The 26170-nt window shown below is 67.7% G+C and carries 20 protein-coding genes; 7 read left to right on the forward strand and 13 right to left on the reverse strand.

The features are described 5' to 3' along the window. Window positions 1-2 precede the first annotated feature (2 nt). The 8 genes from AC1DNE_RS27925 to AC1DNE_RS27960 form a co-directional block, all read right to left on the reverse strand. Window positions 3-1763 carry a cbb3-type cytochrome c oxidase subunit I gene (locus AC1DNE_RS27925; RefSeq protein ID WP_441472267.1) on the reverse strand — a complete coding sequence of 587 codons (1761 nt, stop codon included), beginning with the start codon at window positions 1761-1763 and terminating at the stop codon, window positions 3-5. A gap of 62 nt (window positions 1764-1825) precedes the next feature. Beyond that, window positions 1826-2641, reverse strand: a complete 816-nt coding sequence (locus AC1DNE_RS27930; protein WP_476766885.1) for a cytochrome c oxidase subunit II — start codon at window positions 2639-2641, stop codon at window positions 1826-1828. Then, window positions 2608-2931, reverse strand: a complete 324-nt coding sequence (locus AC1DNE_RS27935) for a hypothetical protein (protein ID WP_476766886.1) — start codon at window positions 2929-2931, stop codon at window positions 2608-2610. Before AC1DNE_RS27935 ends, AC1DNE_RS27930 begins: the two co-directional genes overlap by 34 nt. Window positions 2932-3080: 149 nt before the next feature. Continuing rightward, a complete protein-coding gene (locus AC1DNE_RS27940) occupies window positions 3081-3470 on the reverse strand; it encodes a c-type cytochrome (RefSeq protein WP_441472270.1) in 390 nt (129 codons plus the stop codon). 272 nt (window positions 3471-3742) lie between these two features. Further along, window positions 3743-4543, reverse strand: coding sequence for an amino acid ABC transporter ATP-binding protein (locus AC1DNE_RS27945; RefSeq protein ID WP_441472271.1), 801 nt, complete (start codon window positions 4541-4543; stop codon window positions 3743-3745). Continuing rightward, complete coding sequence (locus tag AC1DNE_RS27950) at window positions 4540-5451, reverse strand: amino acid ABC transporter permease (RefSeq protein WP_441472272.1); 912 nt, start codon at window positions 5449-5451, stop codon at window positions 4540-4542. The genes AC1DNE_RS27945 and AC1DNE_RS27950 overlap by 4 nt, the downstream gene beginning before the upstream one ends. A 13-nt stretch (window positions 5452-5464) precedes the next feature. Beyond that, a complete protein-coding gene (locus AC1DNE_RS27955) occupies window positions 5465-6310 on the reverse strand; it encodes an ABC transporter substrate-binding protein (RefSeq protein ID WP_441472410.1) in 846 nt (281 codons plus the stop codon). Between the two features lie 95 nt (window positions 6311-6405). Then, window positions 6406-7380, reverse strand: a complete 975-nt coding sequence (locus AC1DNE_RS27960) for a substrate-binding domain-containing protein (protein WP_476766887.1) — start codon at window positions 7378-7380, stop codon at window positions 6406-6408. A gap of 97 nt (window positions 7381-7477) precedes the next feature. Between AC1DNE_RS27960 and AC1DNE_RS27965 the strand changes: the two genes are divergently transcribed. Continuing rightward, on the forward strand, window positions 7478-8809 hold the full coding sequence (locus tag AC1DNE_RS27965; RefSeq protein ID WP_441472274.1) for an aminotransferase-like domain-containing protein: 1332 nt from the start codon (window positions 7478-7480) through the stop codon (window positions 8807-8809). 69 nt (window positions 8810-8878) lie between these two features. Here the strand turns inward: AC1DNE_RS27965 and AC1DNE_RS27970 are convergent, their stop codons facing one another. Beyond that, window positions 8879-9484 carry an FMN-dependent NADH-azoreductase gene (locus tag AC1DNE_RS27970; RefSeq protein WP_441472275.1) on the reverse strand — a complete coding sequence of 202 codons (606 nt, stop codon included), beginning with the start codon at window positions 9482-9484 and terminating at the stop codon, window positions 8879-8881. A 114-nt stretch (window positions 9485-9598) separates the two neighbouring features. Between AC1DNE_RS27970 and AC1DNE_RS27975 the strand changes: the two genes are divergently transcribed. Further along, complete coding sequence (locus tag AC1DNE_RS27975) at window positions 9599-10591, forward strand: LysR family transcriptional regulator (protein ID WP_441472276.1); 993 nt, start codon at window positions 9599-9601, stop codon at window positions 10589-10591. A 78-nt stretch (window positions 10592-10669) separates the two neighbouring features. After that, window positions 10670-11278, forward strand: coding sequence for a glutathione S-transferase family protein (locus AC1DNE_RS27980; protein WP_441472277.1), 609 nt, complete (start codon window positions 10670-10672; stop codon window positions 11276-11278). Window positions 11279-11397: 119 nt separating this feature from the next. Here AC1DNE_RS27980 and AC1DNE_RS27985 read toward each other — a convergent pair whose 3' ends face one another. The 3 genes from AC1DNE_RS27985 to AC1DNE_RS27995 form a co-directional block, all read right to left on the reverse strand. Beyond that, window positions 11398-13134 (reverse strand): peptidoglycan L,D-endopeptidase MepK, encoded by a 1737-nt coding sequence (locus AC1DNE_RS27985; protein ID WP_476766888.1) that lies wholly within the window; start codon window positions 13132-13134, stop codon window positions 11398-11400. Window positions 13135-13369: 235 nt separating this feature from the next. Further along, window positions 13370-15283, reverse strand: a complete 1914-nt coding sequence (locus AC1DNE_RS27990; protein WP_476766889.1) for a L,D-transpeptidase family protein — start codon at window positions 15281-15283, stop codon at window positions 13370-13372. Window positions 15284-15501: 218 nt separating this feature from the next. Continuing rightward, window positions 15502-16998, reverse strand: coding sequence for a sigma-54-dependent transcriptional regulator (locus AC1DNE_RS27995; RefSeq protein ID WP_441472280.1), 1497 nt, complete (start codon window positions 16996-16998; stop codon window positions 15502-15504). Window positions 16999-17186: 188 nt separating this feature from the next. On the opposite strand from AC1DNE_RS27995, the gene AC1DNE_RS28000 reads away from it, so the two are divergent. Further along, window positions 17187-19040 carry a M3 family oligoendopeptidase gene (locus AC1DNE_RS28000; RefSeq protein WP_476766890.1) on the forward strand — a complete coding sequence of 618 codons (1854 nt, stop codon included), beginning with the start codon at window positions 17187-17189 and terminating at the stop codon, window positions 19038-19040. A 105-nt stretch (window positions 19041-19145) separates the two neighbouring features. Here the strand turns inward: AC1DNE_RS28000 and AC1DNE_RS28005 are convergent, their stop codons facing one another. Next, a complete protein-coding gene (locus AC1DNE_RS28005; protein ID WP_476766891.1) occupies window positions 19146-20678 on the reverse strand; it encodes an outer membrane beta-barrel protein in 1533 nt (510 codons plus the stop codon). 259 nt (window positions 20679-20937) lie between these two features. Between AC1DNE_RS28005 and AC1DNE_RS28010 the strand changes: the two genes are divergently transcribed. From AC1DNE_RS28010 to AC1DNE_RS28020, 3 genes are all read left to right on the forward strand, one after another. Further along, window positions 20938-21909: a KpsF/GutQ family sugar-phosphate isomerase gene (locus AC1DNE_RS28010; RefSeq protein WP_441472283.1), complete on the forward strand. Its 972-nt coding sequence runs from the start codon at window positions 20938-20940 to the stop codon at window positions 21907-21909. A 193-nt stretch (window positions 21910-22102) separates the two neighbouring features. After that, window positions 22103-22522, forward strand: a complete 420-nt coding sequence (locus tag AC1DNE_RS28015; RefSeq protein ID WP_441472411.1) for a MerR family transcriptional regulator — start codon at window positions 22103-22105, stop codon at window positions 22520-22522. Between the two features lie 280 nt (window positions 22523-22802). Continuing rightward, window positions 22803-26147, forward strand: coding sequence for a helicase-related protein (locus AC1DNE_RS28020; RefSeq protein ID WP_476841319.1), 3345 nt, complete (start codon window positions 22803-22805; stop codon window positions 26145-26147). Window positions 26148-26170: the final 23 nt, after the last annotated feature.

The following is a 26170-nucleotide window of genomic DNA, read 5'->3' on the forward strand; positions in this document are numbered from 1 at the left end:
CCTCATCCGGTCTGCGGAGCCGGCGGCTGGTTCTGCGGCAGGAAGTCCTCCGCGGCGCCGGGCACGCTGTAGTCATAGGGCCAGCGATAGACCACGGGCAGGGTCTTGCCCCAGTTGCCATGGGCGGGCGGCGTCTGCGGCGTCTGCCATTCCAGCGTGGTCGCGCGCCAGGGATTGCCGCCCGCGGGCCGGCCATGCCTGAGGCTCCAGACGAGATTGAACAGGAAGACGAGTTGGGTGGCGCCGACGATCAGCGCGACGACCGTGATGAATTCGTTCAGCGTTGCCGCCGACGGCGGAACGAGGGCTATCCCGCCGATCTCGTGATAACGGCGCGGTACGCCCATCAATCCGATGTAGTGCATCGGGAAGAAGATCAGATAGGCCCCGAGGAACGTGACCCAGAAATGGAGCTTTCCGAGCCGATCGTCGAGCATGCGCCCGGTGACCTTCGGATACCAGTGGTAGATCGCCCCGAAGATCACGAGGATCGGCGCGACGCCCATCACCATGTGGAAATGGGCGACGACGAACATCGTGTCCGAGAGCGGCACGTCGACGACGACATTGCCGAGGAACAGCCCGGTGAGCCCGCCATTCACGAAGGTGACGATGAAGCCGAGCGCGAACAGCATCGGGACGGTGAAGTGGATGTCGCCCTGCCAGAGTGTCAGCACCCAGTTGTAGACCTTGATCGCGGTGGGGATCGCGATGATCAGCGTCGTGGTGGCGAAGAAGAACCCGAAGGCGGGATACATGCCGCTGACATACATGTGGTGCGCCCAGACGACGAAGCTGAGCGCGCCGATCGCTATCAGCGCCCATACCATCATGCGGTAGCCGAAGATGTTCTTGCGCGCATGGGTGCTGATCAGGTCGGAGACGATGCCGAAGGCCGGCAGCGCCACGATGTAGACCTCGGGGTGTCCGAAGAACCAGAACAGGTGCTGGAACAGGATCGGGCTGCCGCCCTTGTAGGCCAGCGGCTCGCCCATCGCGATGATGGCCGGCATGAAGAAGCTGGTGCCGATCAGCCGGTCGAGCAGCATCATCACGGCGCCGACGAAGAGCGCGGGAAAGGCGAGCAGCGCCATGACGGTCGCCGTGAAGATGCCCCAGATCGTCAATGGCATGCGCATCAGCGTCATGCCCCGGGCGCGCCCTTGCAGCACCGTCACGACGTAGTTCAGCCCACCCATGGTGAAGCCGATGATGAAGAGGATCAGCGAGGAGAGCATCACGATGATGCCCCATTGCTGGCCGGGTGTGTTGGCGAGGATCGCTTGCGGCGGGTAGAGGGTCCATCCTGCTCCCGTCGGTCCGCCCGGCAGGAAGAAGCCGCCGAGGAGCACGAGCACGGCGAGGAAATAGATCCAGAAGCTCAGCATGTTCACATAGGGGAACACCATATCCCGCGCGCCGAGCATCAGCGGGATGAGATAGTTGCCGAAGCCGCCGAGGAAGAGGGCGGTCAGCAGATAGATCACCATGATCATCCCGTGCATGGTGATGAGCTGGTAGTAGCGATCCGGGTCGATGAAGGGAAGCGCGCCGGGGAAGCCGAGCTGCAGCCGCATCAGCCAGGACAGGACCAGGGCGACCAGCCCGATCGCCAGCGCCACGGTCGAATACTGGACGGCGATGACCTTGGCATCCTGCGAGAAGACGTATTTCGTGATCCAGCTCCTCGGATGATAGAGCTCGACATCGTCGATCTCGGCCGCCGGTAGCGGTTCGGGGACGCCGTGCATCACGTCGACCATCGCGCCATCTCCACTCCTCGCAGAACGAAATCCCCGTTCGGGAGCTCGCCCCTGTCTCGTCCCTAGTTCTTCGCCTGCGTCCTCGCTGGGCTCTGGAGCTGGGCGAAGGTTTTCTGCTGCCGCAGCCAGTCGCGATACTGGCTCTCGGGCTCGACCACGACGCCGCCGCGCATGAAGGTGTGGCCGGTGCTGCACAGCTCGGAGCACAGCGCCTCGAAGGTGCCCGCCCGGGTCGGAGTGAGCCAGTAATAGGTGACGGTGCCCGGGATCATGTCCATCTTGGCCCGGAATTCCGGGACGTAGAAATCATGCACCACGTCGAGCGAGCGCAGCAGCAGCTTGACCGGCTTGCCGAGCTGCAGATGAAGCTGGTCGCCCTGAATCACGATGTCGTCCTGCCCGTGCGGGTCTTTCGGATCGATGCCGAGCGGGTTCTCCGGCGTGATTTGGGCGATGTCGGCGGTGCCGAGCTTGCCGTCCGCACCCGGCAGCCGGTAGGCCCATTGCCATTGCTGGCCGACGACCTCGACGACGGTCGCATCCTTCGGAACCGTGACGAACCGGTGCCAGACGACGAGGCCGGGCGCGAGCATGGCTGCGACGCCGATCCCCGTGCCGATCGCGAGCCACCATTCGAGCCGCTTGTTTTCCGGCTGGTAGGCGGCGCGGCTGCCTTCACGGTGGCGGAACCGGAAGACGCAATAGGCCATGAACAGCACGACCGCCGTGAAGACGGCGCCGGTGATCCAGAACGTGATGATCATGGTGTCGTCGATATAGCGCCAGTTGGAGGCGATCGGCGTCCACCACCACGGGCTCAGGAAGTGGAAGACCACCGAGCCGATCACGACCAGAGCCAGGACGACCGCGATACCCATCCCTTTTCATCCTTGCCGAGGGCGGCGATGAACAGGAGCAAGGCAACGCTGTGGCGCAGGCAAATGCGCCGCGGCGCTAGGCGAACAAACTTATCTTCGACATCAAAACGACGCTGCAGGCCGGGGCCGACCGGATCCCCTGCTTGGAACGAACGAGGCCGACGGGATCGGGGGTGGAACAAGGCAGTCGGCGGGCGCGAATTCCGCCGGGCGGATGGGGAGGCCTGAGCTTTTGCTTCCTGCTCGTCATCGCCGAACCCTTGGCTCGCCTGGACGACGATGCGCCGCAATCGGGCGCATCCACTTTCGACCGGGCCGCGGGGCAGTCAAGTCGCCGGACTAAAGTCATCGTCATGTTGTCGTCCTGCGCACGGGAGTTGTCAATCGACGCCGTACGGCAGAACAGCTTGACGGGAGCCGCGGCCGGGGGACGAAGCGGCTATTTTTTCTTCCCGTCAGCATCGAATTGCTTGAGGAACGCGACGACGTCGTCGATTTCCTGGTCGGATTTGAGGCCCGGAAATGTCATCTTGGTGCCTGGGATCTTGGCCTGAGGCGCCTTGATGTAATCCCGGAACGTCGGTTCATCCCACACGATGCCGGAGTTCTTGTTGGCGGCCGAATAGCTGTAGCCTTCGATCGAGCCCGACGGGCGGCCGAAGAGGCCATTCAGCTTTGGCCCGACGGCGTTCCTCGCGGTCTCGCCGATCTGGTGGCAGGCCCGGCATCTCAGGAAGATTTTCTCGCCTGCGGCAGCGTCGCCGGCCGCCATGGCCGAATGCGGCCAACCCGCCAGAATCAACAAGGCTATCACGGCCCTACGTGCCATCGGACACCCTCCTCCGAGATGCAGAGGTGATCCTTCCGCCAGACCGGCGACCACGCCGTTTTTGCAATATGTTTATACTGCCAATACTTGATCGCTCCAAATTGTCTGAAGACGTCTTGTCGGCGAGCTCTGCCGGCTTTGGCGAAACCGCCGGCCCGCGGGCGATCGGCGCCGCAATCCGAAACGGTTTCAGATCAGGTCGCCAGAGCCGCGCGCGACCTCGAGAGGCGCTGGAGAGCGCGAGCCTGCTCGCGCTCTCGCGGCGTCACGCGTCAAACCGCCTCGCGAATGAAGCGGCTCAGGAACAAGCGCGTGCGGCTATGCTTGGGAGAGGCGAGTACCTCGCCCGGCGGCCCCTGCTCGACGACGACACCGCCATCCATGAAGACGACACGGTCGGCGGCTTCGCGCGCGAAGCCGATCTCATGGGTGACGACGATCATCGTCAGCCCCTGCACGGCGAGATCGCGCATCGTTGCCAGCACCTCGCCGACGAGTTCGGGGTCGAGCGCCGAAGTCGGCTCGTCGAACAGCATCAGCTTCGGCCGGATGGCGAGCGCCCGCGCGATGGCGACGCGCTGCTGCTGGCCGCCCGAGAGCTGGCGCGGATAGGCATGCGCCTTCTCGGTCAGGCCGATGCGGCCGAGCAGCTCCATCGCGTAGTCGGTCGCCTCCTTGCGGCTGTGGCCGTGCACGCCGACGGGCGCCTCGATGATGTTCTCCAGCGCCGTCATATGCGGGTAGAGGTTGAACTGCTGGAAGACCATGCCGATCTGGCGGCGCTGCGCCGCGATCGCCCGGTTCGACAGCCGGACCAGCCGCTCCCCGGCGAGCCGGTAGCCGATCTGCTCGCCGGCCACCATGATCGAGCCGCGGTCGATCGCCTCGAGATGGTTGATGCAGCGCAGGAAGGTCGATTTGCCCGAGCCTGACGGCCCGAGGATCACCACGACTTCTCCCGGCGCGACATCGAGGTCGATGCCCTTCAGCACCTCGTTGGCGCCGAAGGATTTGTGGACATTGCGGGCGCTGACCAGCGGCGCGGCGCCGGCCTTGATCGCATCGCGGCTCATGGGGTCGCCTCCGCGATGACGGGCTTGGCCTGCGTCGCGCCCCGCTCGCCGCGCGCATAGTAGCGCTCGATGAAGCCTTGGCCGATATTCAGGACCGAGGTGATCGCGAGATACCAGATCACGGCCACCATCAGCATGGGGATGACCTCGAAGGTGCGGTTGTAGACCGCCTGCACCGAATAGAGCAGATCGGCCATGGCGATGACGCTGACCAGCGAGGTCGCCTTGATCATGCTGATGAGCTGGTTGCCGGTGGGCGGCACGATCGAGCGCATCGCCTGCGGGATGATGACCCGGCGCAATGCCCGTGCCCGCGTCATGCCGAAGGCGTCGGTCGCCTCGACCTGCCCTTTGTCGACGGAGATGAGGCCGCCGCGGATGATCTCGGCCATATAGGCGGCCTCGTTCAGCGAAAGCCCGGCGATCGCCGCCGTCATCGGCGTGATCAGGTCATTGGTGTGCCAGCTGACGAGCGTCGGCCCGAAGGGGATGGCGATCGAGATCTCGGGGAACAGCGTCGAGAGATTGTACCAGAAGATGAGCTGCACCAGGAGCGGCGTGCCGCGGAAGAACCAGATGTAGAGGCCGGCGAGGCCGCTGAACAAACGGTCGTCCGAAAGCCGGCCTATGGCGAGCAGCAGCCCGATGGCGACGCCGATCACCATGGCGACGACGGTCAGGCCGAGTGTCACCGTGAGGCCGCGCAGGATCGACTCCGCGGTGAACCATTGCGCCACCACCGGCCACCCGAAATTCGGGTTCCAGGCGACGATCCAGGCGAAGTTGGCTGCGATGAGGAGCACGAAGGCCCAAAGCAGCCAGCGTCCCCATTCGGCCGGGCGATGCGCCGTGGCGACGTCGCGCAGCGCCAGTTCGCGCTCGCCCGCCGCCTGTGTTGCGTTGCTCATCCTGTGCTCAGGCTCAGTTCGTCGACCGGTTGATGCCGGGCTCGTCGATCATGTTGTTCTCGAGCCCCCATTTCTTGAAGATCGCGGCATAGGTGCCGTTGGCCTTCAGCGCCTTGATGCCGCCGACCAGCACCTCGCCGAGCGGCGAGCCCTTCGGCACGACGGCGCCCTGGAACAGATCCTGGAAGCCGTTCGCCTTGCCGATGGCGGCCAGCTCGAGATCGCCCTTCGCCTGCTGAACAAAATAGCTGAGCGGCGCCTGCGACGAGAAGAACGCATCGGCGCGGCGCGAGCGCACCGACAGGATCGAGGTCGGCTGATCGGTGAAGGACATCACCTCCAGCACAGGCTTGCCATCGGCGGCGCATTTCTCGGCCTGCGCCTTGATGACCTTCTCGGCCGAGCCGGCGGACATCACGGCGATCTTCTTGCCGCAGCTGTCCTCCAGGCTGTTGATGGCCTTCGGATTGCCCTTCTGCACGGCGAAGACCACGTATTCGCGGACATAGTCGACGAAGTCGTTTGCCTCCTGGCGCGACTTGAAGTCGCCGATCGGGCCCATCGCGAACTGGAAGCGGCCGGCGGCGATGCCGCTGAGCGACGAGGCGAGGCCGTTGACCGTGGCATGCTCGATCTTGACGCCGAGCAGCTCGCCGAGCGCCTCGGACAGATCGGCGCTGGCGCCGATCATCTTGTTGGTGTCGGTGACGATTTCGTAGGGGGGGAAGGAGCCGTTATTGACCGAGATCATCTTGCCGGCGGCGCGGATCGTCTCCGGCAGCTTGGCGCGCAGAGCCTCGTCGACCTTCTGCTTCGGGATCTGGATCGACTGGTCCTGCGCCAGCGCCGCGCCCTGCATGAGCGCAACGGAAAACGCGACGGCACCGGCCAGCTTCACGATCATCTTCATGGCGACATTCCCCTGTTCGTTATTTCTCAAACTGGTTCGCGCGCTCAGGCGGCCTGCTCGGCCCCAGCGCCGACGGCCGGAAACAGCGTCTCCGGCGTCAGATCGGTCTCGGCGAGTTCCTGGATCCGCAGCTGTTCCAGGAAGGCCGCGACCATTGCCCGGTTCGGGCCGAGGCCGCTCGCATTCCATTCGGTCGGGAGATCATGCCCGCTGCGCACGAGCTCGTCGATCAGCCAGGGGCTGGTGTCGGCATAGCGGCGGCGCTTCTCCAGCCAGACGCGCTGGCTCTCGTCGAGCAGGTCGCTGAGCGCCTGCGGCAGCCAGGGATCGCGCGCCACAAGCTCCGGCTTGAGCCCGATGATGTGCATGCCGGGCACGAAGCCGACCTTGCGGAAATAGCCGACCTCCGCCGCGCGGACATCCGGCAGCAGGGCGCGGAATGCCGAGCCCTGCGAGAAGAAGCCCTTGGGCATGAACGGCATCAGCACGGCGTCGATCTCGCCGGCGGCGAGCAGATCGAGCAGCGGCGGCTGGCCGGCCAGCGCCTCGATCCGGCCCGGCCGCGCATAGCGGCCGACGCGGTCGGTGACCGGATGGTCCGCCGCGAGGCGGCTGACCGCCCAGAACGCATCCTCGATACCGATCCCGGCCTCGGCCAGGGCTGCGCGCGTCCAGGTGTTCCCGGAATCCTGCCAGCCGGCGATGCCGATGCGCTTGCCGCGCAGATCCTCGAAGCGCGTCAGCGGGCTGTCCGCCGCCGTGACGACGCAGCGATGCCGGAAGCCGCGCATGATGAAGTTCGGAATGCCGAAGACGCCGGTCTCGCCCCGCGCTTTCCCGGTGGTGTAGCGGCTGAACGAAATCTCCGAGGCGTCGAAGCGCGGGTCGCTGGCGAAATCGTCCGGCAGGGCCGCGAGCCGCTCGATCTTGAGCTCGAATTGGTCGGAGGCGACGTCGCCGAGCAGCAGCGGCGTGATGAAGTCCCAGTCCCGCAGGGCCAGCCGGATGACAGGTTTCAACGCATACCTCGTTCCAAGCCTTGAATATCAGGCAGATTAAATGTTCACTTTGGCTGATCAATCGATATTACGTTCCTGAACATTAATTTCCGAATCGATGAGCACCGAACCCGACGCGACCTGGCTGGCGAGCCGCCTGACGCAACGCACCGCACGCGGAATTGCGCTGGAGGTCAGCGCGCTGATCCGCTCGGGTGCGCTGGCCGTGGGCACGCGGATGCCGACCGTGCGCGACCTTGCCTTCACGCTCGGCGTCAGCCCCGGCACGATCTCGGAAGCCTGGAGCGAGCTGAAGCGGCAGAAGATCGTCTCGGGGCGCGGGCGCGGCGGCGCCTGGGTCAGCGGCGACAGCGCCACGCCCCGCCCGGCCCGCATGGGCAGCGTCGCCCATTTCGGCCCGGGCGTGCTCGATCTGTCGCTTGCCGTCCCCGACGCCAGCCTGCTGCCGTCGCTGCACGGAGCACTGGCCCATGCGGCCTGCGTCGAGGACCTCAACAGCTATGAGCGTGCTTCGATCCTGCCGGCGCTGCGAGAGGCGGTGCTGCCGCAATGGCCCTATGCGCCGGATGCCTTCCTTGCCACCAATGGCGGCTACAACGCGGTCTATTCTGTGCTGAATGCGACGGTGCTGCCGGGCTCCTGCGTCGCGATCGAGGACCCTACGGCGATGCGCCTCCTCGACATCATCGAGAATCTCGGCGCCGAGCTTCTGCCGATCGGCTGCGATGCGGAGGGGCCTCTGCCAGACCAGCTCGCAGCCGCATTGTCACGGCGCCCCGCCGCCTTCATGTTCCAGCCGCGCACCCATTCCGTCACAGGCCGGCCCGTCAGCGCGCGACGCCTGCAGGAGCTGGCAACGCTGCTGGCCGGCAGCGAGACACTGGTGATCGAGGATGACGGCGTCGGCGATGTCTCCATCCACCCGCCGATCAGCCTGGGCGCGACCATGCCCGAGCGGGTCGTCCACATCCGCTCCTTCTCCAAATCGCTCGGCCCGGATCTGCGGATCGCCGTGCTCTCGGCACCGGACAAGGTCATCCGGCAGATTCAATCCTACCGCAGCTTCTCCTCCGGCTGGACGAGCCGGCTGCTGCAGGCCGCCACGGCCTGGCTGCTCGAGGATGCGGCGACGATGCGGAGCGTCGCCGACGCGCGCCGGATCTATGCGGAGCGCCGGCGGACCTTCCTGGGGCATTTGGCAGAGCACGGCGTCGCGATGCCGGAGACGGATGGGCTCTGCATCTGGATTCCGGTCGAGTCCGAGCAATATGCCCTGGTGACACTCGCCGCCCACGGCATCGCGGTTCTGCCCGGCAGCAAGTGCTCGCTACGGCCAACCGAGCATGTCCGGCTGGCTACGGCGATCCTGGCGGAAGGGCATGAGCGGGTCGCCGCCGCGGTGGCGCGCGCCGCGCGTCGCAGCGACTGATCCTGGATGCAGACGACAGAAAGCCCCGCATCGGCTGTCCGATGCGGGGCTCTTTTGCTTGTGCCGTCCTCAGGCGACGAGGGCGAGTTCGGCGTTGGCGTTGCGGATCGCCTCTTCGCGAGCCTCGGTGCCATAGCCCAGCTTCTCGGCGCGGATGAAGGTGACCTCGGTGATGCCGGCGAAGCCGAGCATGGTGCGCAGATGCGGCTCCTGCGAATCCAGCGACTGGGCCGGGCCGCTGCTGTAGAGGCCGCCACGGCTCTCGACGACGATGGCGCGCTTGCCCTTGAGCAGACCCTCGGGGCCGGCTTCGCTGTAACTGAAGGTGACGCCCGCGCGCAGCACGTAGTCGAACCAGCTCTTCAGCGTCGAAGGAATGCCGAAATTATACATCGGCGCGCCGATGACGATGGTGTCGGCGGCCTTCAGCTCTTCGACCAGCGCGTTGGAAAGGGCGAGCGCCTCGCGCTGCGCGGCCGTCTCGGTGATGCCGGCGCGCACGGCGGCCGTGGTCTCCGCGTTGAGATGCGGAATGGGGTTGGCGTCGAGGTCGCGCTCGACGACATGCACGCCGGGGTTCTGGGCGCGCAGCCGGGAGACCGTGGCCTGGACCAGCTGCCTGGAGACCGAGTCGGCGCCCGAAGCGCTGCTGTTGAGGACGAGGGCGGTAGCCATGATGAAGCTTCCTATTCGGCAGGAGTGATTTCGATGGCCGAGAAGATAGTGGTTCACGGATCGCACCAGAATTCGCATAATCGGCACCAAGCTGTTGCACCCTGAGGAACACCCATGTCGGAGCTCGATGACATCCGCAGCTTCATCGCCGTGGTCGAGGCCGGTGGCTTCGGCCGGGCGGCGCAGAGCCTCGGCCTGGCGAAGTCGATCGTCAGCCGCCGGGTGAGCCGGCTGGAGGAGGAACTCGGCACGCGCCTGCTCAGCCGCACCACCCGCGGCGTGAGCGCGACCGAGGCCGGGCTGGAGTTCAAGGCGCGTAGCGAGCGCATCCTGGCCGAGCTCGAAGAGGCGCGGGAGGCCGTGGCGCAGCAGGCGGGCGGCGTCGCCGGGCGGCTGCGGCTCTCGATGCCGCTCACCTTCGGCACCAAGCATGTCGCGCCGCTGCTCGGCGAGCTCGCGCAGATGTACCCGCGGCTCGAGATCGACGTGCAGGCGAGCGACCGCTATGTCGACCTGATCGGCGAGCGCTTCGATGCGGCGATCCGCATCGGCTCGCTGAAGGATTCAAGCCTGATCGCCCGCCGGGTTGCGCCGGTCCATGCCACGGTGATCGGCAGCCCGGCCTATCTCACGCGGCGCGGCCGCCCCGCCATCCCTGCCGATCTCAACGACCATGACTGCCTGCTCTATAGCGGCACGAATGATCAGGACTGGGTCTTCCGCACCGGCAAGCGCTGGATCACGGTGCGGCCGCCGGGGCGGATGCGCTCCGACAATGGCGACACGCTGCTATCCTGGGCCGTGGCGGGGCTGGGGCTCGCCGTGTTGCCGACCTTCATCGCCTCCGACGCCATCCGGTCCGGCGCGGTCGAACCGATACTGCTCGATTATCCCATGCCGACGCGGGCGCTCTATGTGGTGCGCCCACCGGGTGCCTATGTCCCCGGCAAGGTCCGGGTGCTGATCGACCTGCTTGTCGAGCGTTTCGGTGGCACCCCTTACTGGGATCCCTGCCAGATGGAGGCGCATCAGCGCGGCATCAGGCTGGACGAACCTCTGAGCGCCCAGCTCACGCCGGCCAAGAAGCGCGAACATCAAGCGGCGTGATCCGCAGCATCACGCGAATTCGTGTGGTTTCTTTCGCGGGCTTCTGCACTGTCGCACCGCTCTTGTCAGGAGGAAGCGATGCTGCTCGTCGGAATGCTCGATAGCCCCTATGTCCGCCGTGCGGCGATCACCGGCAGCTTGCTGGAGGTGCCGTTCGAGCACCGCTCGGTCTCGGTCTTCCGCCACATGGACGAGTTTCGGGCGATCAACCCGCTGATCAAGGCGCCGACGCTGGTCACAGACGATGGCATCGCCATCAGCGAATCCCTGCTGATCATCCAGCATTTCGAGGACGTCGCGGGCCGCTCGCTGCGCCCGATCGAGGGCGTGGCGCGCCGGCGCGACCTCGCGCTCACCGGCATCGGCATCGTCGCGGCCGACAAGGCAGTGTCGATCGAGTACGAGCGCAAGCGCCCGGAGGCGCAGCGCTATGCGCCCTGGCAGGAGCGCATCGTCAGCCAGCTGCACGTCGCGCTCGACCTGCTCGACACGGCGGCGAAGGAGGGCGAGCTGACCGCAGGGCCGGAGCTGCTGCCGAGCGATATCGCCGCGGCGATCGCCTGGGGCTTCTGCCGTTTCGTGATCCCGGAATTCGCGTCGGAGGAGCGCTGGCCGGCGCTGGCCGAGCAGGCGCGGGCCTGCGAGGCGCTCGACGTCTTCAAGGCCTGGCCGATCGACCGGGAATAGCCGAGCCACCTAAGGCGTGGTTCTCAGGCGAGCGCAGGAGGCCCGAGAACACAAGCCGACCGGGGTTCCGCGTCGCGAGATGCTCGGAGCAAGCCCGAGCATGACGGGCGCCCGACCACTCAGTTCTGCACGAAGCTCGTCGGCAGCGGGCGCACAGCCGGGCCGCTGAAGGCACCCGGCTTGGGCGCGCCGGAATCGGCATGGCTGAAGCCGAGCGCGGCGGCCGGGCTCGGGCCTGCGATCGGGGCGGCCGAGGGGCCTGCGGTTCTGGCGCGCGCAGTCGCGACATTGACCGGCCTGCCCGGCGATACGCTGGTGCGCGCGACCGTCGCGAACAGCGATTTCAGGCCGGAGCGATCCATGTCCTCAGGTTCTTCAGGCTCGGCTGCGACGGGGACCGAGCGCTGGCTGGCCGGAACGAAGGTGACGCCTCCTTCGCGCGGCCGGACAGGAGGCAGCGCGGCCGTGACGAGGCGGCCTTCCGCTGCCGCGGCGGGCGCCTGATCCGTGGCGCTGCCGCGCAGGGCGGCGTCGGCGAGCGCCGTCGGGCGGATCGGCGGCAACGGTGCGTTGGTCGGGCTGCCGGCCGGGCTGGCGGCAAGGGCAAGGGTGGTTGCCGCGACCATCTCGTCAGGCCGCCGTGGCGGCAGCGATGCGAGGATGAGACGCGGGTCGGCGGCGGCGCCCGATTGCGGCGCGAAGGCGAGTGCGCCGCCGGTCGCGGGCAGGGCCGCGACCTGGACCGGATCGTCTCCCGGCGTGGAGAGGCCGCGTGGCCGGGCCAGAGGCAGCGGCGCATCCATGAGCTGCGGCCTGCTCTCAGGCGCGCGCTGCTGCGGCGGCGTGGGCAGGGCGGTTGGCTCCGGAGCCGTGGCTGGGGTGGCCGGCGCAGGAGGCGGCGCTGCGGCTGTCTGCGGAGCGAGTCGCTCGGAGCGTTCGCGCGTGAGCGCCCGCGTCGTCGGCTCCGGCGCCATGGCGACGGCGAAACGGCCGCCATCGCCGGAGTTGCTGTCGGCATAGCCGGGGCTGGCATAGGCGATGGCGGCCGGCTGCTGGCGCGGCGCAGCGCGGCGGCCACGGGCCGGCCGGGCATCGGCCTCCTCGTCATCGCCGCCGAAGAGCGAGGCCCACAGGCTCTTGCCGCCGGAGGCCGCGACCGCGCCCTCGTCGGCATCGGCGACCGCATAGCCGCCGACGGACCCACCCCCTGACAGGATTTCGGCCCTGGCGAGATCGTAGCCGGCAAGGGGCTGGCCGTCGGCCGGGATATGGACGGTCTTCTCGTCCGGGAACAGCCGCACGAGCTGGTCGCGCGTCATGCGCGGCCAGGAGCGGACCGAGCCGACATCTAGATGGACGAAGGGCGTGTGGGCGTTGGGATAGAAGCCGACGCCGCCGCGCTGGAGCCGCATGCCGATCTCGCGGATGCGGGCCGTTGGGACGTCTGGCAGGTAGAAGTCCATCGCCTTGCCGAGCATATGCTGGCTGTGCTTGGCGACCGCGCGTGACCGTCGGCGCAGCATGGCGTTGGTGTTGGGCGAGCGATAGGCGGAGACGACGTGGAAGGGCTGGTCGGAGCCGAGCTGGCGCTGCGTCTCCCAGACGACGTCGAACAGGCGCGGATCCATGCGAATCGGCTCGTCGCTGCGCCAGTCGCGCAGCGCCCAGTTCAGCTTCTCCAGCGCCGAGGAATCATAACGGCCGTCACGCTTGAAGGTGACGGTCGTCTCCTCCTTGGTGTGCATGTGCCGGATGGTGATCGTGCGGGTATCGCCGTTGGCGACGGCGTCCTGCGTGCTGCGAACGGCCAGGATAGAGGCTGTGCAGGCCATGCCGAGAGTCAGGACGCGCCGCATGGCTGACCCCAGGCCGGACGGCAACCATCCTGCAAGCTTGGCGTTGATCCTGCCCAATCTGTCTGACCCGTCTCGGTGCCCCCGCCGAAGCGGTACGATGAACGTGAACGAACAGTTGCGGAGAAGCGTTAACGGCTCGTTAGCGAGCCGGCAATCACTGCGCCAGAAAGTACTGGGACGAGGTGGCTAAAGACGGATCGTGGCAAAAAGGTGCCCGCCTTGCGGCGGGCGCAATTTAGCCACGTTGTTCGAGCGCCTGCCGGACCATGCGGTGGAAGCCGTAGACGTCGTCGAAGCGGGTGATGTGACCATCGGCGCCGACCACGATCGTATTGTAGACGAGGTGGATCGCCAGCGGCTGCGGCAGGTTGATTCGCCGTTCTCCCGAGCCGATCAGGCGCTTCAGCCGCTCATGCGTCCATTCCGGCCCGAGGACCTGATCCGCCAGTGCAAACGGGTTCTCGACGCGCACGCAGCCATGGCTGAGCGCCCGCCGCTCGCCGGCGAAGAGCCGGCGGTTCGGCGTGTCGTGCAGATAGACTGCATGCTCGTTCGGGAACATGAACTTGATCCAGCCGAGCGCATTGCGCTCGCCCGGCGGCTGGCGCACCGAGATGCCGCCGCCCTTGGTGCGGGTGACGACGTAGCCGCGCTTGGCGGCATAGTCGGGATCGGCTGCCAGCCCCGGCAGGAACTCCTTCTTCAGGATCGAGGGCGGCACGTACCAGGACGGGTTGACGATGACGTGGTCCATCTTGTGCGAGAAGATGGGCGTCGCCGATTCCGGCTTGCCGATGATGGTGCGGGCCTCGTGCACCAACTTGCCGGAGCGGATGACGCGCACGCGCATCTCCGGCACGTTGACCATGATGTGGTCGGTGCCGAGATCGGGCGGCAGCCAGCGCCAGCGCTCCATCTGGGCGACGATGTCCTCCTCGCCGCGTGCCGTGGCCGGCTTGCCCAGCGCCGCCAGCGTGCGTTCGCTCAGGATGCCGTTGGCCGGCAGTCCGGCCTTCTTCTGGAAGTCGGCCAGCGCCAGCGAGGTCGAGCGGTCGAAGACTTGATCCTCGCTCGGGCCGAGGCCGAGACGCGCGCGCACCAGCGGGACGCGCTCGTCGCGCATGCCGAGCTTGAGCGGAGGGCCGGCGGGGATGCGCACCAGCGGCGTGTCGTCGAGATGCTCGCGCATCTCCACCAGCTTGGCCTTGAGGCGCTGGTAGCCCTCATGCGGCGGGTTGTAGGCGGCGAGCACGGCGCCGGCATCGGTCGCGCCGGCGAGCTCGGAGAGCACCTCGGTGGCCGAGGGCAGGTAGAGGGTCGGCGTGATCAGCTTCGAGAGGCGGCGCGGGTCGATGCGGCCGCCGCGCGCATCGCGGGCATAGAGCACGGCCAGCGCCGAGAGGCGGATATCGGCCTCGGCGAGCTTGGCCTTGTCGCTCGCCTCGAAGGCGGGGAGCGGATAGTCGCTGGGGCGCAGGCCATCCTCGGCCGCACGGCCGAGCTGCGCGACGATGCGCTTGCCCGCCTCGTTCCAGCCCTTTCCGTCGATCCAGAACGGCTTGTTCTCGTTCGCCTGGTAGGCTGCGATGATCTCGTTGCGCTCGCGCTCGGACAGCCGATGCAGCGCAACCGCATCCTGAAGGTGCTCGGCCACGGCCGCCGCGAACTCCAGGCCGGGCGGCACGGTGACGACGACCTTGGGCATCTCGGGCGGCGGCACCAGCGTCTCGACGCTCTGCAGCGGTCCGGTCTGCGGCGCTGGCGGCGCCGGCTCGACGGCCTTGGAGGCCGGCACCAGCGCGGGGTCGGTTGCGGGCATCTCGATCGCCGGGATGTCAAGCGTGACCGGCTCCTCCTCGGCCTCCGCCGGGGCGGTGGCGTCGAGCTTGGCCGGGTCGCGCAGGCGGCTGCCGGCCGAAACCGTGCCGGTGACGATATCCGGCTCGGAAGCCGCGCCGGAATGAGCGAGCGGGGCAGGCGGGGAGGCGGGTTGCTCCGAATCGAGCAGCTTCAGCTCCGGCTGCTCGGGCAGCGGAACGCCGAGCGTGGCGTCGATCTGGATCGGCGTTTCGGCACGGAGCGGGAGGCATCCCATCATGATGGCCAAGGCGGATGCCGAGGTCAGTTTCGCCCAATGGCGAGGACGCATGGTCGCTTTCCCGATAGCTGCCGAAGTCGCGCCATTCCTGCGTGACTCGGTTGGTTGAGACAAGATGCGGCGGCGCAACACGCCGCTGCATTCGGCTGGAGCCGGCTCCGATCAGGTCGAGCCGACCTCATCGGTGAATCCGCCTCCGACTTTCTCACGAGAACGCGTAACCCGACCAGATTGCTCCGCAATCCGGTCGACGCGTGCTCTTGTGCGGCTCAGGCCGCGTCGGTTTCATCGGGGCCGGTCTCGTTGTCGATCAGCCCGTATTCCTTGAGCTTGCGATAGAGCGTCGAGCGGCCGATGCCGAGCTTGCGCGAAACCTCGGACATGTGCCCGCGGTAATGCGCCAGCGCGAAGGTGATGATCTCGCGCTCGAGATCGTCGAGCTTGCGCATGTCGGAGCCTGAGATGAGATCGAGGGCGTTGGGGTCGCGCACCGGCATCTGGATGATGCGCGGCGGCGGCTCGCCCAGCGCCTCGCTGCGGGCGAACGGGGCCGGCGCCGGCGGAATGCTGACGTCGTAGCCTTCCATCTGCGCGGCGATCTGCGGGAATTCGCTGACGTCGAGTTCGTCGCCATCGGCGAGGACAACGGCCCGGAACACCGCGTTCTCGAGCTGGCGGACATTGCCCGGCCAGTCGTAGCTGCTGATCAGCGCGAGGGCCTCCCGGGTGATGCCGCTGAGCTTGCGCCCCTCTTCGGCGGCGAAGCGGGCAAGGAAGCCGCGGGCCAGATCGGCAATGTCCTCGCGGCGCTGGCGCAGCGGCGGCAGCGTGATCGGAAAGACGTTGAGGCGGTAATAGAGATCCTCGCGGAACTCGCCGCGCTTCACCTGATCCAGCAGGCTCTTGTTGGTCGCGGAAACCAGCCTGATGTCGACGCGCACCGATTTCTTGCCGCCGACCGGATCGACCTCGCCCTCCTGGATGGCGCGCAGCAGCTTGACCTGGGCGTCGAGCGGCAATTCGCCGACCTCGTCGAGGAACAGCGTGCCGCCATTGGCTTCGACGAACTTGCCGAGATGGCGCTCGGTCGCGCCGGTGAAGGCGCCCTTCTCATGGCCGAACAGGATCGACTCGACGAGATTATGCGGGATCGCGCCGCAATTGACCGTGACGAAGGGCTTGCCCCGGCGGTCGCTGGAGCCCTGGATGGCGCGGGCCAGAACTTCCTTGCCGACGCCGGATTCGCCTTCGATCAGGACCGGGATGTTGGACTTCGCCGCGCGCTCGGCGAGGCGGACGACGCGCCCCATGTCGGGGCTCTTGGTCGCAAGATCGCGGAAGCCCAGCGTGTTCAAGGCGCGGTGCTTGATGTGGCGCAGCTCATGCTCGAGAGCGCCGAGCTTGAGCGCGTTCTTGAGCGAGACCTGCAGGCGCTCGGCACCTACCGGCTTCACCACGAAATCGGTCGCGCCGGCACGCATCGCCGAGACGACGGTCTCGATCGATCCATTTGCGGTCTGGACGATGACGGGGGTCTCGATGCCGCGCTCGCGCAGATTGGCCAGCACGCCCAGGCCGTCGAGGCCCGGCATCTGCAAGTCCAGCACGATGGCATCGACCCGTTCGCCGTCCGGCCCGCCGAAGAGGGCGACCGCTGCCTTGCCGTCCTCGGCCACGATCACCTCGTAGCCGAAGCGCTTCAGCATCGCGTCGAGCAGGCGGCGTTGGACGGGATCGTCGTCGACGACGAGGACGGTGGCGGTCATGACACCTCGAAAGACGCTGCAATATGAAAGAAATGCTTTGTGCCGACGGAATCACTTGTTCCGTTCTGGGTCATCGTCGGCCAGAAGGGTTAAGCGGGATTTAAACCCCGGCGCGCACCGGCGTTGATCCGCGGGCGGAGCCCGGCCTATGGAGGGAGCGCAAGTCAGTGCGGCGAGGTGTCGAGCGAATGAGCTTCCAACAGACGATCTGGCAGACGATCCGGCGCTCCGGCGCCAAGGCGGGGGCGGCCAAGCCGGCGAGCACGCTCGGCGAACTCCCGGAATGGGATCTCAGCCACCTCTATCCGGGTGTCGGTTCGCCCGAGCTCAAGAGCGATCTCGAACGGGCGCTCGCCGAAGCGCAGGCCCTTGCCGAAAGCTATCGCGGCAAGCTGGCCGACCTCGCCGCCCAGCCGGACGGCAGCGAGACGCTCGCCGAGGCGGTCCAGCGCTATGAGGGGCTGAGCGATCTGCTCGGGCGGATCGGCGCCTATGCCGGCCTCGTCTATTCCGGCGACACCACCGACCCGCAGCGCGCCAAGTTCTATGGCGATACGCAGGACAAGGTGAACGCGGCGATCACCGAGTTGCTGTTCTTCGAGCTCGAGCTCAACCGCATCGCGCCCGAGCTCATGGCCAAGGTCGCGGGCGAAGCTCCTCTTGCGCATTGGAAGCCCTGGATCGACGATCTCGCCAGGGACAAGCCGCACCAGCTCGACGACCAGATCGAGGCGCTGTTCCACGAGAAGTCGATGACGGGCGCGGCCGCCTGGAACCGGCTCTTCGACGAGACGATCGCCTCGCTGCGCTTCACCGTCGACGGCGAGGAGCTGACTCTCGAACTGACGCTGAACAAGCTGCAGGACAGCGATGGTGAGGTGCGCCGCAAGGCGGCCGAGGCGCTGAGCACAGTGTTCCGCAAGGAGCTGCGTACCTTCGCGCTGATCACCAACACCCTCGCCAAGGACAAGGAAATCTCCGACCGCTGGCGCAAGTTCGAGGATGTCGCGGATTCCCGCCATCTCGCCAACCGGGTCGAGCGCGAGGTAGTCGATGCGCTGGTCGCGGCGGTGCGGGAGGCCTATCCGCGCCTGTCGCATCGCTACTATCGCCTCAAGGCCAAATGGTTCGGCCGTGACGCGCTGGATTTCTGGGACCGCAATGCGCCTCTGCCGCAGGTCGAGCAGCGCAGCATTCCCTGGAGTGAGGCGCGCGACACGGTGCTCTCGGCCTATGGCGCTTTCTCGCCGAGGATGGCGGCGATCGCGCAGCGCTTCTTCGACGAGCGCTGGATCGACGCCCCGCCGCGGCCCGGCAAGGCGCCCGGCGCCTTCGCGCATCCCACCGTGCCGTCGGCGCACCCCTATGTGCTGCTCAACTACCAGGGCAAGCCGCGCGACGTGATGACGCTGGCGCATGAGCTGGGCCACGGCGTGCATCAGGTGCTGGCGGCGCCGAACGGGGCGCTGATGGCGCCGACGCCGCTGACGCTGGCCGAGACGGCGAGCGTCTTCGGCGAGATGCTGACGTTCCGCCGGCTGCTCGATTCGACCACCGATCGCAAGCAGCGCAAGGCGATGCTGGCCGCAAAGGTCGAGGACATGATCAACACGGTTGTGCGCCAGATCGCCTTCTACTCCTTCGAGCGCAAGGTCCATCAGGCCCGCCGCGAGGGCGAGCTGACGCCGGAAACGCTGTGCGAGATCTGGATGAGCGTGCAGGCGGAGAGCCTCGGCCCGGCGATCCGGCTGACGGCGGGCTACGAGCCGTATTGGTGCTACATCCCGCACTTCATTCATTCGCCTTTCTACGTCTACGCCTACGCCTTCGGGGACTGCCTGGTGAACTCGCTCTACGGCGTCTACCAGAACGCCGCGGAAGGCTTCCAGGAGCGCTACTTCGCGCTGCTCTCGGCCGGCGGCAGCAAGCCCTATGGCGAACTGCTCGCGCCCTTTGGCCTTGATGCCAAGGACCCCGGCTTCTGGCAGATCGGCCTCAGGATGATCGAGGGCATGATCATCGAGCTTGAAGGCATGGAGTGAGGCGGAACGTCATTCCCGGGCGAAGCGAAGCGCAGACCAGGGAATTTCCCGCAGGAACGGCCGGTCATGAGATGCTCGGGCCCGGCCCGAGCATGACGGCGCGGTTCAGAACTGCACCCTGAGTCCGACCATCGAGACGTTCGCGGTGTAATCATTGCCCGGCGACGTCGAGTTCAGACGCTCATGGGTGAAGCTGGCGCGGATCGCGAAGGTGCGTGTCAGCCTGTATTCGATCCGCGCGCCGACATTCATCTGGTCCTCGCGCAGGTTCTGCCCCTCATAGTCGGTGCGGGTGAAGCCGGTGAAGCCGGTGACCGTGAGGTTGCGGCGCAGTGCGTGTGCGATTTCGAGCGCCACCGTGCGCACCGTCGTGCCCGAGGAGCCGGCGACGGTGGTATCGCCGAGCGTGGCCGAGCCGCGCAGCGTCACCGTCGTGAGCGGCGTCGGCGACCACAGCACCGCCGCGTCGCCGACGAAGCCGCGCAGGTTCTTCAGGCGGGGGTCCTCGTAGCTGCGGTTCTGATAGCCGCCTGAGATCTCGCCCGTGAGCTGGCGGCTGATCTCGAAGGTCGAGCCGATGCGGCCGCTCAGGCCGTTCGACGAGCGCATATAGCCGCTCGAATCGACCTTGTCGTCGAATTCGCGCTGGTCGATGTCGCCCTGGATGAACGGCCTGAAGCCCGGCGTGACCTCATAAGCGGCACGCAGGCGCAGGCCGTATTGCGTCTGGTTGCGGTCCTGCTGCGAGAGGATGGCGCCGTTGGTGAGCTGCGCGTTCTCATAGTCGCTGCGATCGACCGAGCCGCGCAGGGTCAGCTGCAACCGGTTGAAGTCATGGCTGACGCCGGCCGAGCCGCCATATTGCCAGACCAGCGGCCGGCCCTCGACGGCGGAGGTGAGATCGGGCGAGCCGGGGCGCTGCGTATCGAGCCGCAGACGCGATTCCAGCAGGATGCGGGTGTCGCGCGTGGCATCCAGGCGCAGGTCGAGATTGCCTTCGGCATCGGGGCGCGAGGCCTGGCTATCCCTGAAATACTGGAAATAGCCGCCGCGCAGCCGGCCGCTGAGCTGATGCACGTTCCAGTCGGACTGGATGTCGAGATCGCCCTCGTAACGGGCGAAGGGCGAGCCCTTCACGCCGGGCGGGGCAATGCGCTGCGGGTTGGTGTCGTAGCCGATCGAGTTGGTGAAGCCCGGCCGTAGCGTCACCGAGCCGATACGCACCCCCAGCGCGGCATAGGGGTCCTCCTCCGCGGCGGTGCGGCGCCGGGGTGGCGGAGGCGGGAGAGGCGGGGCCGGCTGCGGCAGCGTCGCCACCACGGGCGGGGGAGGGCGGAATTGGCGCTGCGTAACGCCGCGCAGGGCCGGCGCCTGGACAGGCTGGCTGGCGCGGGAAGGCTGGCGCGCCGAGACGGCCGAGCCCTGGTTCCGGGCCGGGGCGGCCGGATCGCGCAGGGCATCGGGGTCGGCGGAGGTCGGTGCGGGCGGCGTCTCCGGCTGGGCCGGCTGCTGCGCGATATAGGCCGGCGTGCCCGTCCTGAGCGCGGTTGCCCGCTGCGCCACGGCCGTCGTCCAGCCGAACGCGAGTCCGGCCAGGGCGGTGCCGGACAGAAGCAGGATCGTCGTGCGACCGGACACGGGGTTCGCCAGGCTCCAGGCAACAGCTCACGCGCCCTGGAGGGGCGCGCATGGTTAACGGAGTTAGAACGAACAGGGTTAAGGACCCGTCAACGAAGCGGCCTGGCCAGGCAGCTTCCGGAAAACTGTCTCACGATTTTCCGACAGGAATCTGCGACAAGACAAAAGGCCCAAGCAGACCATTCGGTGGCTTGCCAAGGAATGTCTGCTTAGCCTCGGCGGTGGCAATCGCGGGCCTCCCCGTGCTACAGCGCCGGCCATGATCGCCGATATCCGCGCCTCCGCCCTTCGCACCGTCGCCACCGAGCGCGCGGGGCTCGACACGCTCCATGACGCGCTCGCCAACGGGCTCGGCCAGCCCTTTGCCGATGCCGTCGCGATGATCCGGGCTGCGACCGGGCGCGTGATCGTCTCGGGCATGGGCAAGTCCGGCCATGTCGGGCGCAAGCTCGCCGCGACCCTGGCCTCCACCGGCACGCCCGCCCATTTCGTCCATCCGGCCGAGGCGAGCCATGGCGACCTCGGCATGGTGCAGCCCGAGGACGTGGTGATTGCGCTGTCATGGTCGGGCGAGACGGCGGAGCTCGCCGCGCTCGTCGGTTACACCCGGCGGTTCCGGGTCGGCCTGATCGCCTTCACGTCGAACCCCGAGAGCACGCTCGGCAAGGAAGCGGACGTCGCGCTGGTCCTGCCCAAGGCGACGGAAGCCTGCCCGAACGGGCTCGCTCCCACCACCTCGACAACGATGCAGATCGCGCTCGGCGACGCGCTGGCGGTGGCGCTGCTGGAAGCGCGCGGCTTCTCGCGGCAGGACTTTTTCGTCTATCACCCCGGCGGCAAGCTCGGCGCCCAGCTCAAGACCGTCGAGAGCATCATGCATCGCGGCGCCGATCTGCCGCTGATCGGGCTCGACACGCTGCTGCCGGACGTCATCGCGATGATCTCGGCGAAGAGCTTCGGCTGCGCCGTCGTGATGGATCTGGACGGCAAGCTCGCCGGCGTCGTTACCGATGGCGATCTGCGCCGCAAGGCGGCGATGGGCGGCGGCTCGCTGCGCGCACGCGATATCATGACCGCCAACCCGCGGCGCATCGGGCTCGATACGCTCGCCGTCGAGGCGCTGGAACTGGTCAACCGCATGCGGATCACCGCGCTGATCGTGGTCGATGAGCAGGAGCGGCCGGTCGGGCTGGTCCACGTCCACGACCTGCTGGCGATGGGTGTGGCGTAGTCCTGACGCGGGGGCTGCGGAGCTTTGTCCTGTCCGCGATTCTCGGGTCCTGCGCTTCGCTCCACCCGGGAATGACGGTGCGGTTCGTTTCGCGCGAAATGCTCTTGCCACGGGCACGCCGCGACTTATCTAAAGCTGTAGAGACTACAGCTTTAGAGGTGACGCCATGGCCGTGACGGACAGGCTCGAACGCGTGATGCCGATCGGCACGTTGGCGGAACGCACCGGGGTCAAGGTCGAGACGATCCGCTATTACGAGCAGGTCGGACTCCTGCCGCCGCCGGAGCGGTCCGAGGGCAATCAGCGCCGCTACGGCCGGCGCCATGCCGAACGGCTCGCCTTCATCAAGCATGCGCGGGATCTCGGCTTCGCCGTCGACAATATCCGCACGCTGCTCAGACTCTCCGATACGCCCGGCATCGCCTGCGACGAGGCGCATGCGATCTCGGTTTCGCACCTTGAAGAGGTGCGGGACAAGATCGCGAAATTGCGTTCGCTGGAGAAGGAGCTGGAGCGGATCGCGACCACCTGTTCGGGGGGCGTCGCCGCCAGCGACTGCGCGATCATCGAGGCGCTGGCCGATCATGGGCAGTGTAGCCACGCGCGCCATTGAAGCGGGGCAGCGGGCGAAAATGTCGATTGCCCCTCGTTTCAGGGGCGGAAGGACTTAAATAGGAATCGTGCCGAGCGGCCTTTCGCGCCGCCGCCACGACGGTTCTGCAGGAGGGCGCGCTATGCCGGGATGGCCCATGCCGAAGGGAGGACAGCCCCGAAAGGGGAACAAATCCCGATTCTGCCGGAGTCCGCGATTCGGCCTCGCTTCGTTCCAGAGTCGTTCTCGCCAGGCTCGTTCCTGATTCCTGTCCACGCTCCCGCCCGCATGGGCGGGCGAGATGATCGGCTCCGTCGCCTTGCTTCCGTTTCGTTCGCTGCCGCCCGCCGCCCGCGCCCATGGTGTGACGGCGGTGCTCGGCCCCACCAATACCGGCAAGACCCATCTCGCCATCGAGCGCATGGTCGCTCACCCGACGGGAATGATCGGCCTGCCGCTGCGATTGCTGGCGCGCGAGGTCTACCAGCGCGTGGTCGACAAGGTCGGCCCCGAGGCTGTCGCCCTCGTCACCGGTGAGGAGAAGATCAAGCCGGAGCGGCCGCGCTTCTGGGTCTGCACGGTCGAGGCGATGCCGCGCGACCTCGCGGTCGATTTTGTCGCGATCGACGAAGTCCAGCTCGCTTCCGACCTCGACCGCGGTCATGTCTTCACCGATCGGCTGCTCAACCGCCGCGGCCGGGCCGAGACCATGCTGATCGGCGCGGGCACGGTGCGCCCGCTGATCGAGCAGCTCATCCCCGGCGTCAACGTCGTCTCGCGCCCGCGCCTGTCCAGCCTGACCTTCGCCGGCGACCGCAAGATCACCCGGCTGCCGCCGCGCTCGGCCATCGTCGCCTTCTCGGTCGAGGAGGTCTACGCCATCGCCGAGCTGATTCGCCGGCAGAAGGGCGGGGCGGCCGTCGTGCTCGGCGCGCTCAGCCCACGCACCCGCAACGCGCAGGTCGAGATCTACCAGTCCGGCGACGTCGATTATCTCGTCGCCACCGACGCGATCGGTATGGGGCTCAACCTCGACGTCAATCACATCGCCTTCGCGGCGGACAGAAAGTTCGACGGGCATCACTACCGCAAGCTCAATCCGGCCGAATTCGGCCAGATCGCCGGTCGCGCCGGGCGGCATCTGCGCGACGGCACCTTCGGCACCAGCGGGCGCTGCCCGCCCTTCGACGCGGAACTGGTCGAGGCGATCGAGAATCATCGCTTCGAGCCGGTGCGCCAGATGCAGTGGCGCAATTCCGACCTGGACCTGCGCTCGATCGCCGGCCTCACCGGCACGCTCAACATCCAGCCCTCGGAACCCGGCCTGACCAGGGCGCTGATCGCCGAGGACATGACGACGCTGGAGGTGCTGGCGAGGGACCCGGATGTCGCGTCGCTGGCGCATGGGCGTGCTGCGGTCGAGCGGCTCTGGGAGGTCTGCGGCCTCCCCGATTATCGCAAGATATCGCCGATGCAGCACGCCGATCTCGCGACGACGCTGTATCTCAGGCTGATGCGCCATGGCCGGCTCGATGCCGACTGGTATGCGGTGCAACTCGCCTCGCTCGACCGCACCGATGGCGAGATCGATACGCTCTCCGCCAGGATCGCGCAGGTGAGGACTTGGACCTATGTTGCCAATCGTCCTGACTGGTTGCCTGATCCAGAGCATTGGCAGGGGATGGCTCGTCTTGTAGAGGACAAGCTGTCGGACGCTCTGCACGAGCGTCTCGCTAGCCGATTTGTCGATCGGCGCACCAGCGTGCTGATGCGCCGCTTGCGGGAGAATGCGATGTTGGAGGCTGAGGTCACCGCGACGGGCGACGTGCTCGTTGAGGGCCAGCACGTGGGAATGCTGCAGGGCTTCCGCTTCACAGCGGACCCGAAAGCGGGTGGGGCCGAGGTCAAGGCTCTGAACCTGGCGGCGATGAAGGCGCTCGGCGCCGAGATCGAATCGCGAGCGGCGCGCGTCGTGCTGGCAGGCGACGATGCCTTCGTGCTGTCGCATGACGGGCTGGTGCGCTGGACCGGCGAGCCGGTGGCGCGCCTGGTTGCCGGCGAGAAGGTGCTGGAGCCGCGCCTGCGCCTGCTGGTTGAGGAGCATCTGTCCGGTCCTGCGCGTGAGCAGGTCGAAGGCCGGCTCAGTCTCTGGCTGAAGAATCACATCACCCGCCTGCTCGGCGCGATCCAGATTCTCGAGGCGGCCGAGAGCGTCACCGGCATTGCGCGCGGCATCGCCTATCAGACGGCCGAGTCGCTCGGCGTGCTCGAGCGCTCCAAGGTCGGCGAGGAGATGAAGGCGCTGGATCAGGAGGGCCGTGCCGCGCTGCGCCAGCTCGGCATTCGGTTCGGTGCCTTCCACATCTACATGCCGGCGCTGCTGAAGCCGGCGCCGCGTGCGCTTGCCGCCCAGCTCTGGGCGCTGAAGCATGGCGGGCCGGAGACGGCCGGGCTCGACGACATCGCCCATCTGGCCGCGTCGGGCCGGACCTCCTTCCCGGTCGACAAGGCCGTGCCGAAGGGGCTGTATCGCGCGGCGGGCTACCGCGTCTGCGGCGAGCGGGCCGTGCGCGTCGACATTCTGGAACGCCTCGCCGATCTCATTCGCCCGGCGATCGCCTATCGTCCGGGCGTCACGCAGGGCACCCCGCCCGCCGGCGCTGCCGATCAGGACGGCTTCGTCGCCACTGGCGCGATGACCTCGCTCGTCGGCTGCGCGGGCGAGGATTTCGCCTCGATCCTGCGCTCGCTCGGCTATGTCTCGGTGAAGCGCCCGGGTCCGGCGATCACCGTGCCGCTGGCGCCGCCGCCGGCCGCGACCGAGCCGGCACAGCCCGTTGCCGCTGCTGAAGCTGCCTCCGAAACCACATCCGCCGCGGGCGAGACTGCGGAGGTTCCCGCAGAGGCTGAAGGCACGAGCGAGCCTGCCGCGGCGCTGAACGAGGATGCGCTGGCGGAGGGCGAGGCCCCCGCCGTCGAAGCGCCGGCTGTCGAGACGGCCGATACGCCGGTCCTGACCGAGACCGAGCTGGAGCAGGTGCACGAGCCGGTCCCGGCCGATGCGCTCGCGGTCCTCCCGGCGGCGGTCGAAGCCGTCGAGGCGGCGACTGCCGAGGTTCCCGCGATCGATGCTCCCGCGGCCGAAGTTTCCGTGGCCGAAGCCGCTCCTGCCGAGCCCGAACTCGTCGAGGTCTGGCGGCCGCATCGCCATCAGGGCGGGCGCCGGCCTGAGCATGCCCAGCGCGGGCGCCGCGACGGCGACCAGCACCGCGGCGAACGGCCGCAGCGCGAAGGCCGCCCGGAAGGTCAGCGTCGGGATCAGCGCCCCGGCCAGCAGCGGCCGGCTGCCGCACGCGCCGAGGGCGAGGGGGCGCAGGCTCAGCGCCAGGAGCGTCCCCGCCGCGAGGATCAGCGTCCGCGTCGCGATGACCAGCCGCCGCGGCAGGGGCGTCCCGAGGGCGGTCGTGGCCCGCGGCCGGACTTCAAGCGTGAAGGCCGCCCTGGCGGTCCGCGGCGCGAGGAGCGCGGCAATGAGCGCTTCCAGCAGCCGCCGCGTCCGCGTCCCGCCAATCGCGAGCCGGACCCGGATTCGCCCTTCGCGAAGCTGGCCGCACTTAAGGCACAGCTCGAAGGCAGCAAGAACTGACGGGATCGGGGAGGCGCTGACCG

This window comes from Allobosea sp. 05L423 (assembly GCF_056397745.1).

Bases quoted from the DNA above. Each gene is read 5' to 3' on its own strand.
- AC1DNE_RS27925 (WP_441472267.1), bottom strand. From the start codon at position 1,763: ATGGTCGACGTGATGCACGGCGTCCCCGAACCGCTACCGGCGGCCGAG.
- AC1DNE_RS27930 (WP_476766885.1), bottom strand. From the start codon at position 2,641: ATGGGTATCGCGGTCGTCCTGGCTCTGGTCGTGATCGGCTCGGTGGTC.
- AC1DNE_RS27940 (WP_441472270.1), bottom strand. From the start codon at position 3,470: ATGGCACGTAGGGCCGTGATAGCCTTGTTGATTCTGGCGGGTTGGCCG.
- AC1DNE_RS27945 (WP_441472271.1), bottom strand. From the start codon at position 4,543: ATGAGCCGCGATGCGATCAAGGCCGGCGCCGCGCCGCTGGTCAGCGCC.
- AC1DNE_RS27950 (WP_441472272.1), bottom strand. From the start codon at position 5,451: ATGAGCAACGCAACACAGGCGGCGGGCGAGCGCGAACTGGCGCTGCGC.
- AC1DNE_RS27955 (WP_441472410.1), bottom strand. From the start codon at position 6,310: ATGCAGGGCGCGGCGCTGGCGCAGGACCAGTCGATCCAGATCCCGAAG.
- AC1DNE_RS27965 (WP_441472274.1), top strand. From the start codon at position 7,478: ATGAGCACCGAACCCGACGCGACCTGGCTGGCGAGCCGCCTGACGCAA.
- AC1DNE_RS27970 (WP_441472275.1), bottom strand. From the start codon at position 9,484: ATGGCTACCGCCCTCGTCCTCAACAGCAGCGCTTCGGGCGCCGACTCG.
- AC1DNE_RS27975 (WP_441472276.1), top strand. From the start codon at position 9,599: ATGTCGGAGCTCGATGACATCCGCAGCTTCATCGCCGTGGTCGAGGCC.
- AC1DNE_RS27980 (WP_441472277.1), top strand. From the start codon at position 10,670: ATGCTGCTCGTCGGAATGCTCGATAGCCCCTATGTCCGCCGTGCGGCG.
- AC1DNE_RS27985 (WP_476766888.1), bottom strand. From the start codon at position 13,134: ATGCGGCGCGTCCTGACTCTCGGCATGGCCTGCACAGCCTCTATCCTG.
- AC1DNE_RS27990 (WP_476766889.1), bottom strand. From the start codon at position 15,283: ATGCGTCCTCGCCATTGGGCGAAACTGACCTCGGCATCCGCCTTGGCC.
- AC1DNE_RS27995 (WP_441472280.1), bottom strand. From the start codon at position 16,998: ATGACCGCCACCGTCCTCGTCGTCGACGACGATCCCGTCCAACGCCGC.
- AC1DNE_RS28000 (WP_476766890.1), top strand. From the start codon at position 17,187: ATGAGCTTCCAACAGACGATCTGGCAGACGATCCGGCGCTCCGGCGCC.
- AC1DNE_RS28010 (WP_441472283.1), top strand. From the start codon at position 20,938: ATGATCGCCGATATCCGCGCCTCCGCCCTTCGCACCGTCGCCACCGAG.
- AC1DNE_RS28020 (WP_476841319.1), top strand. From the start codon at position 22,803: ATGATCGGCTCCGTCGCCTTGCTTCCGTTTCGTTCGCTGCCGCCCGCC.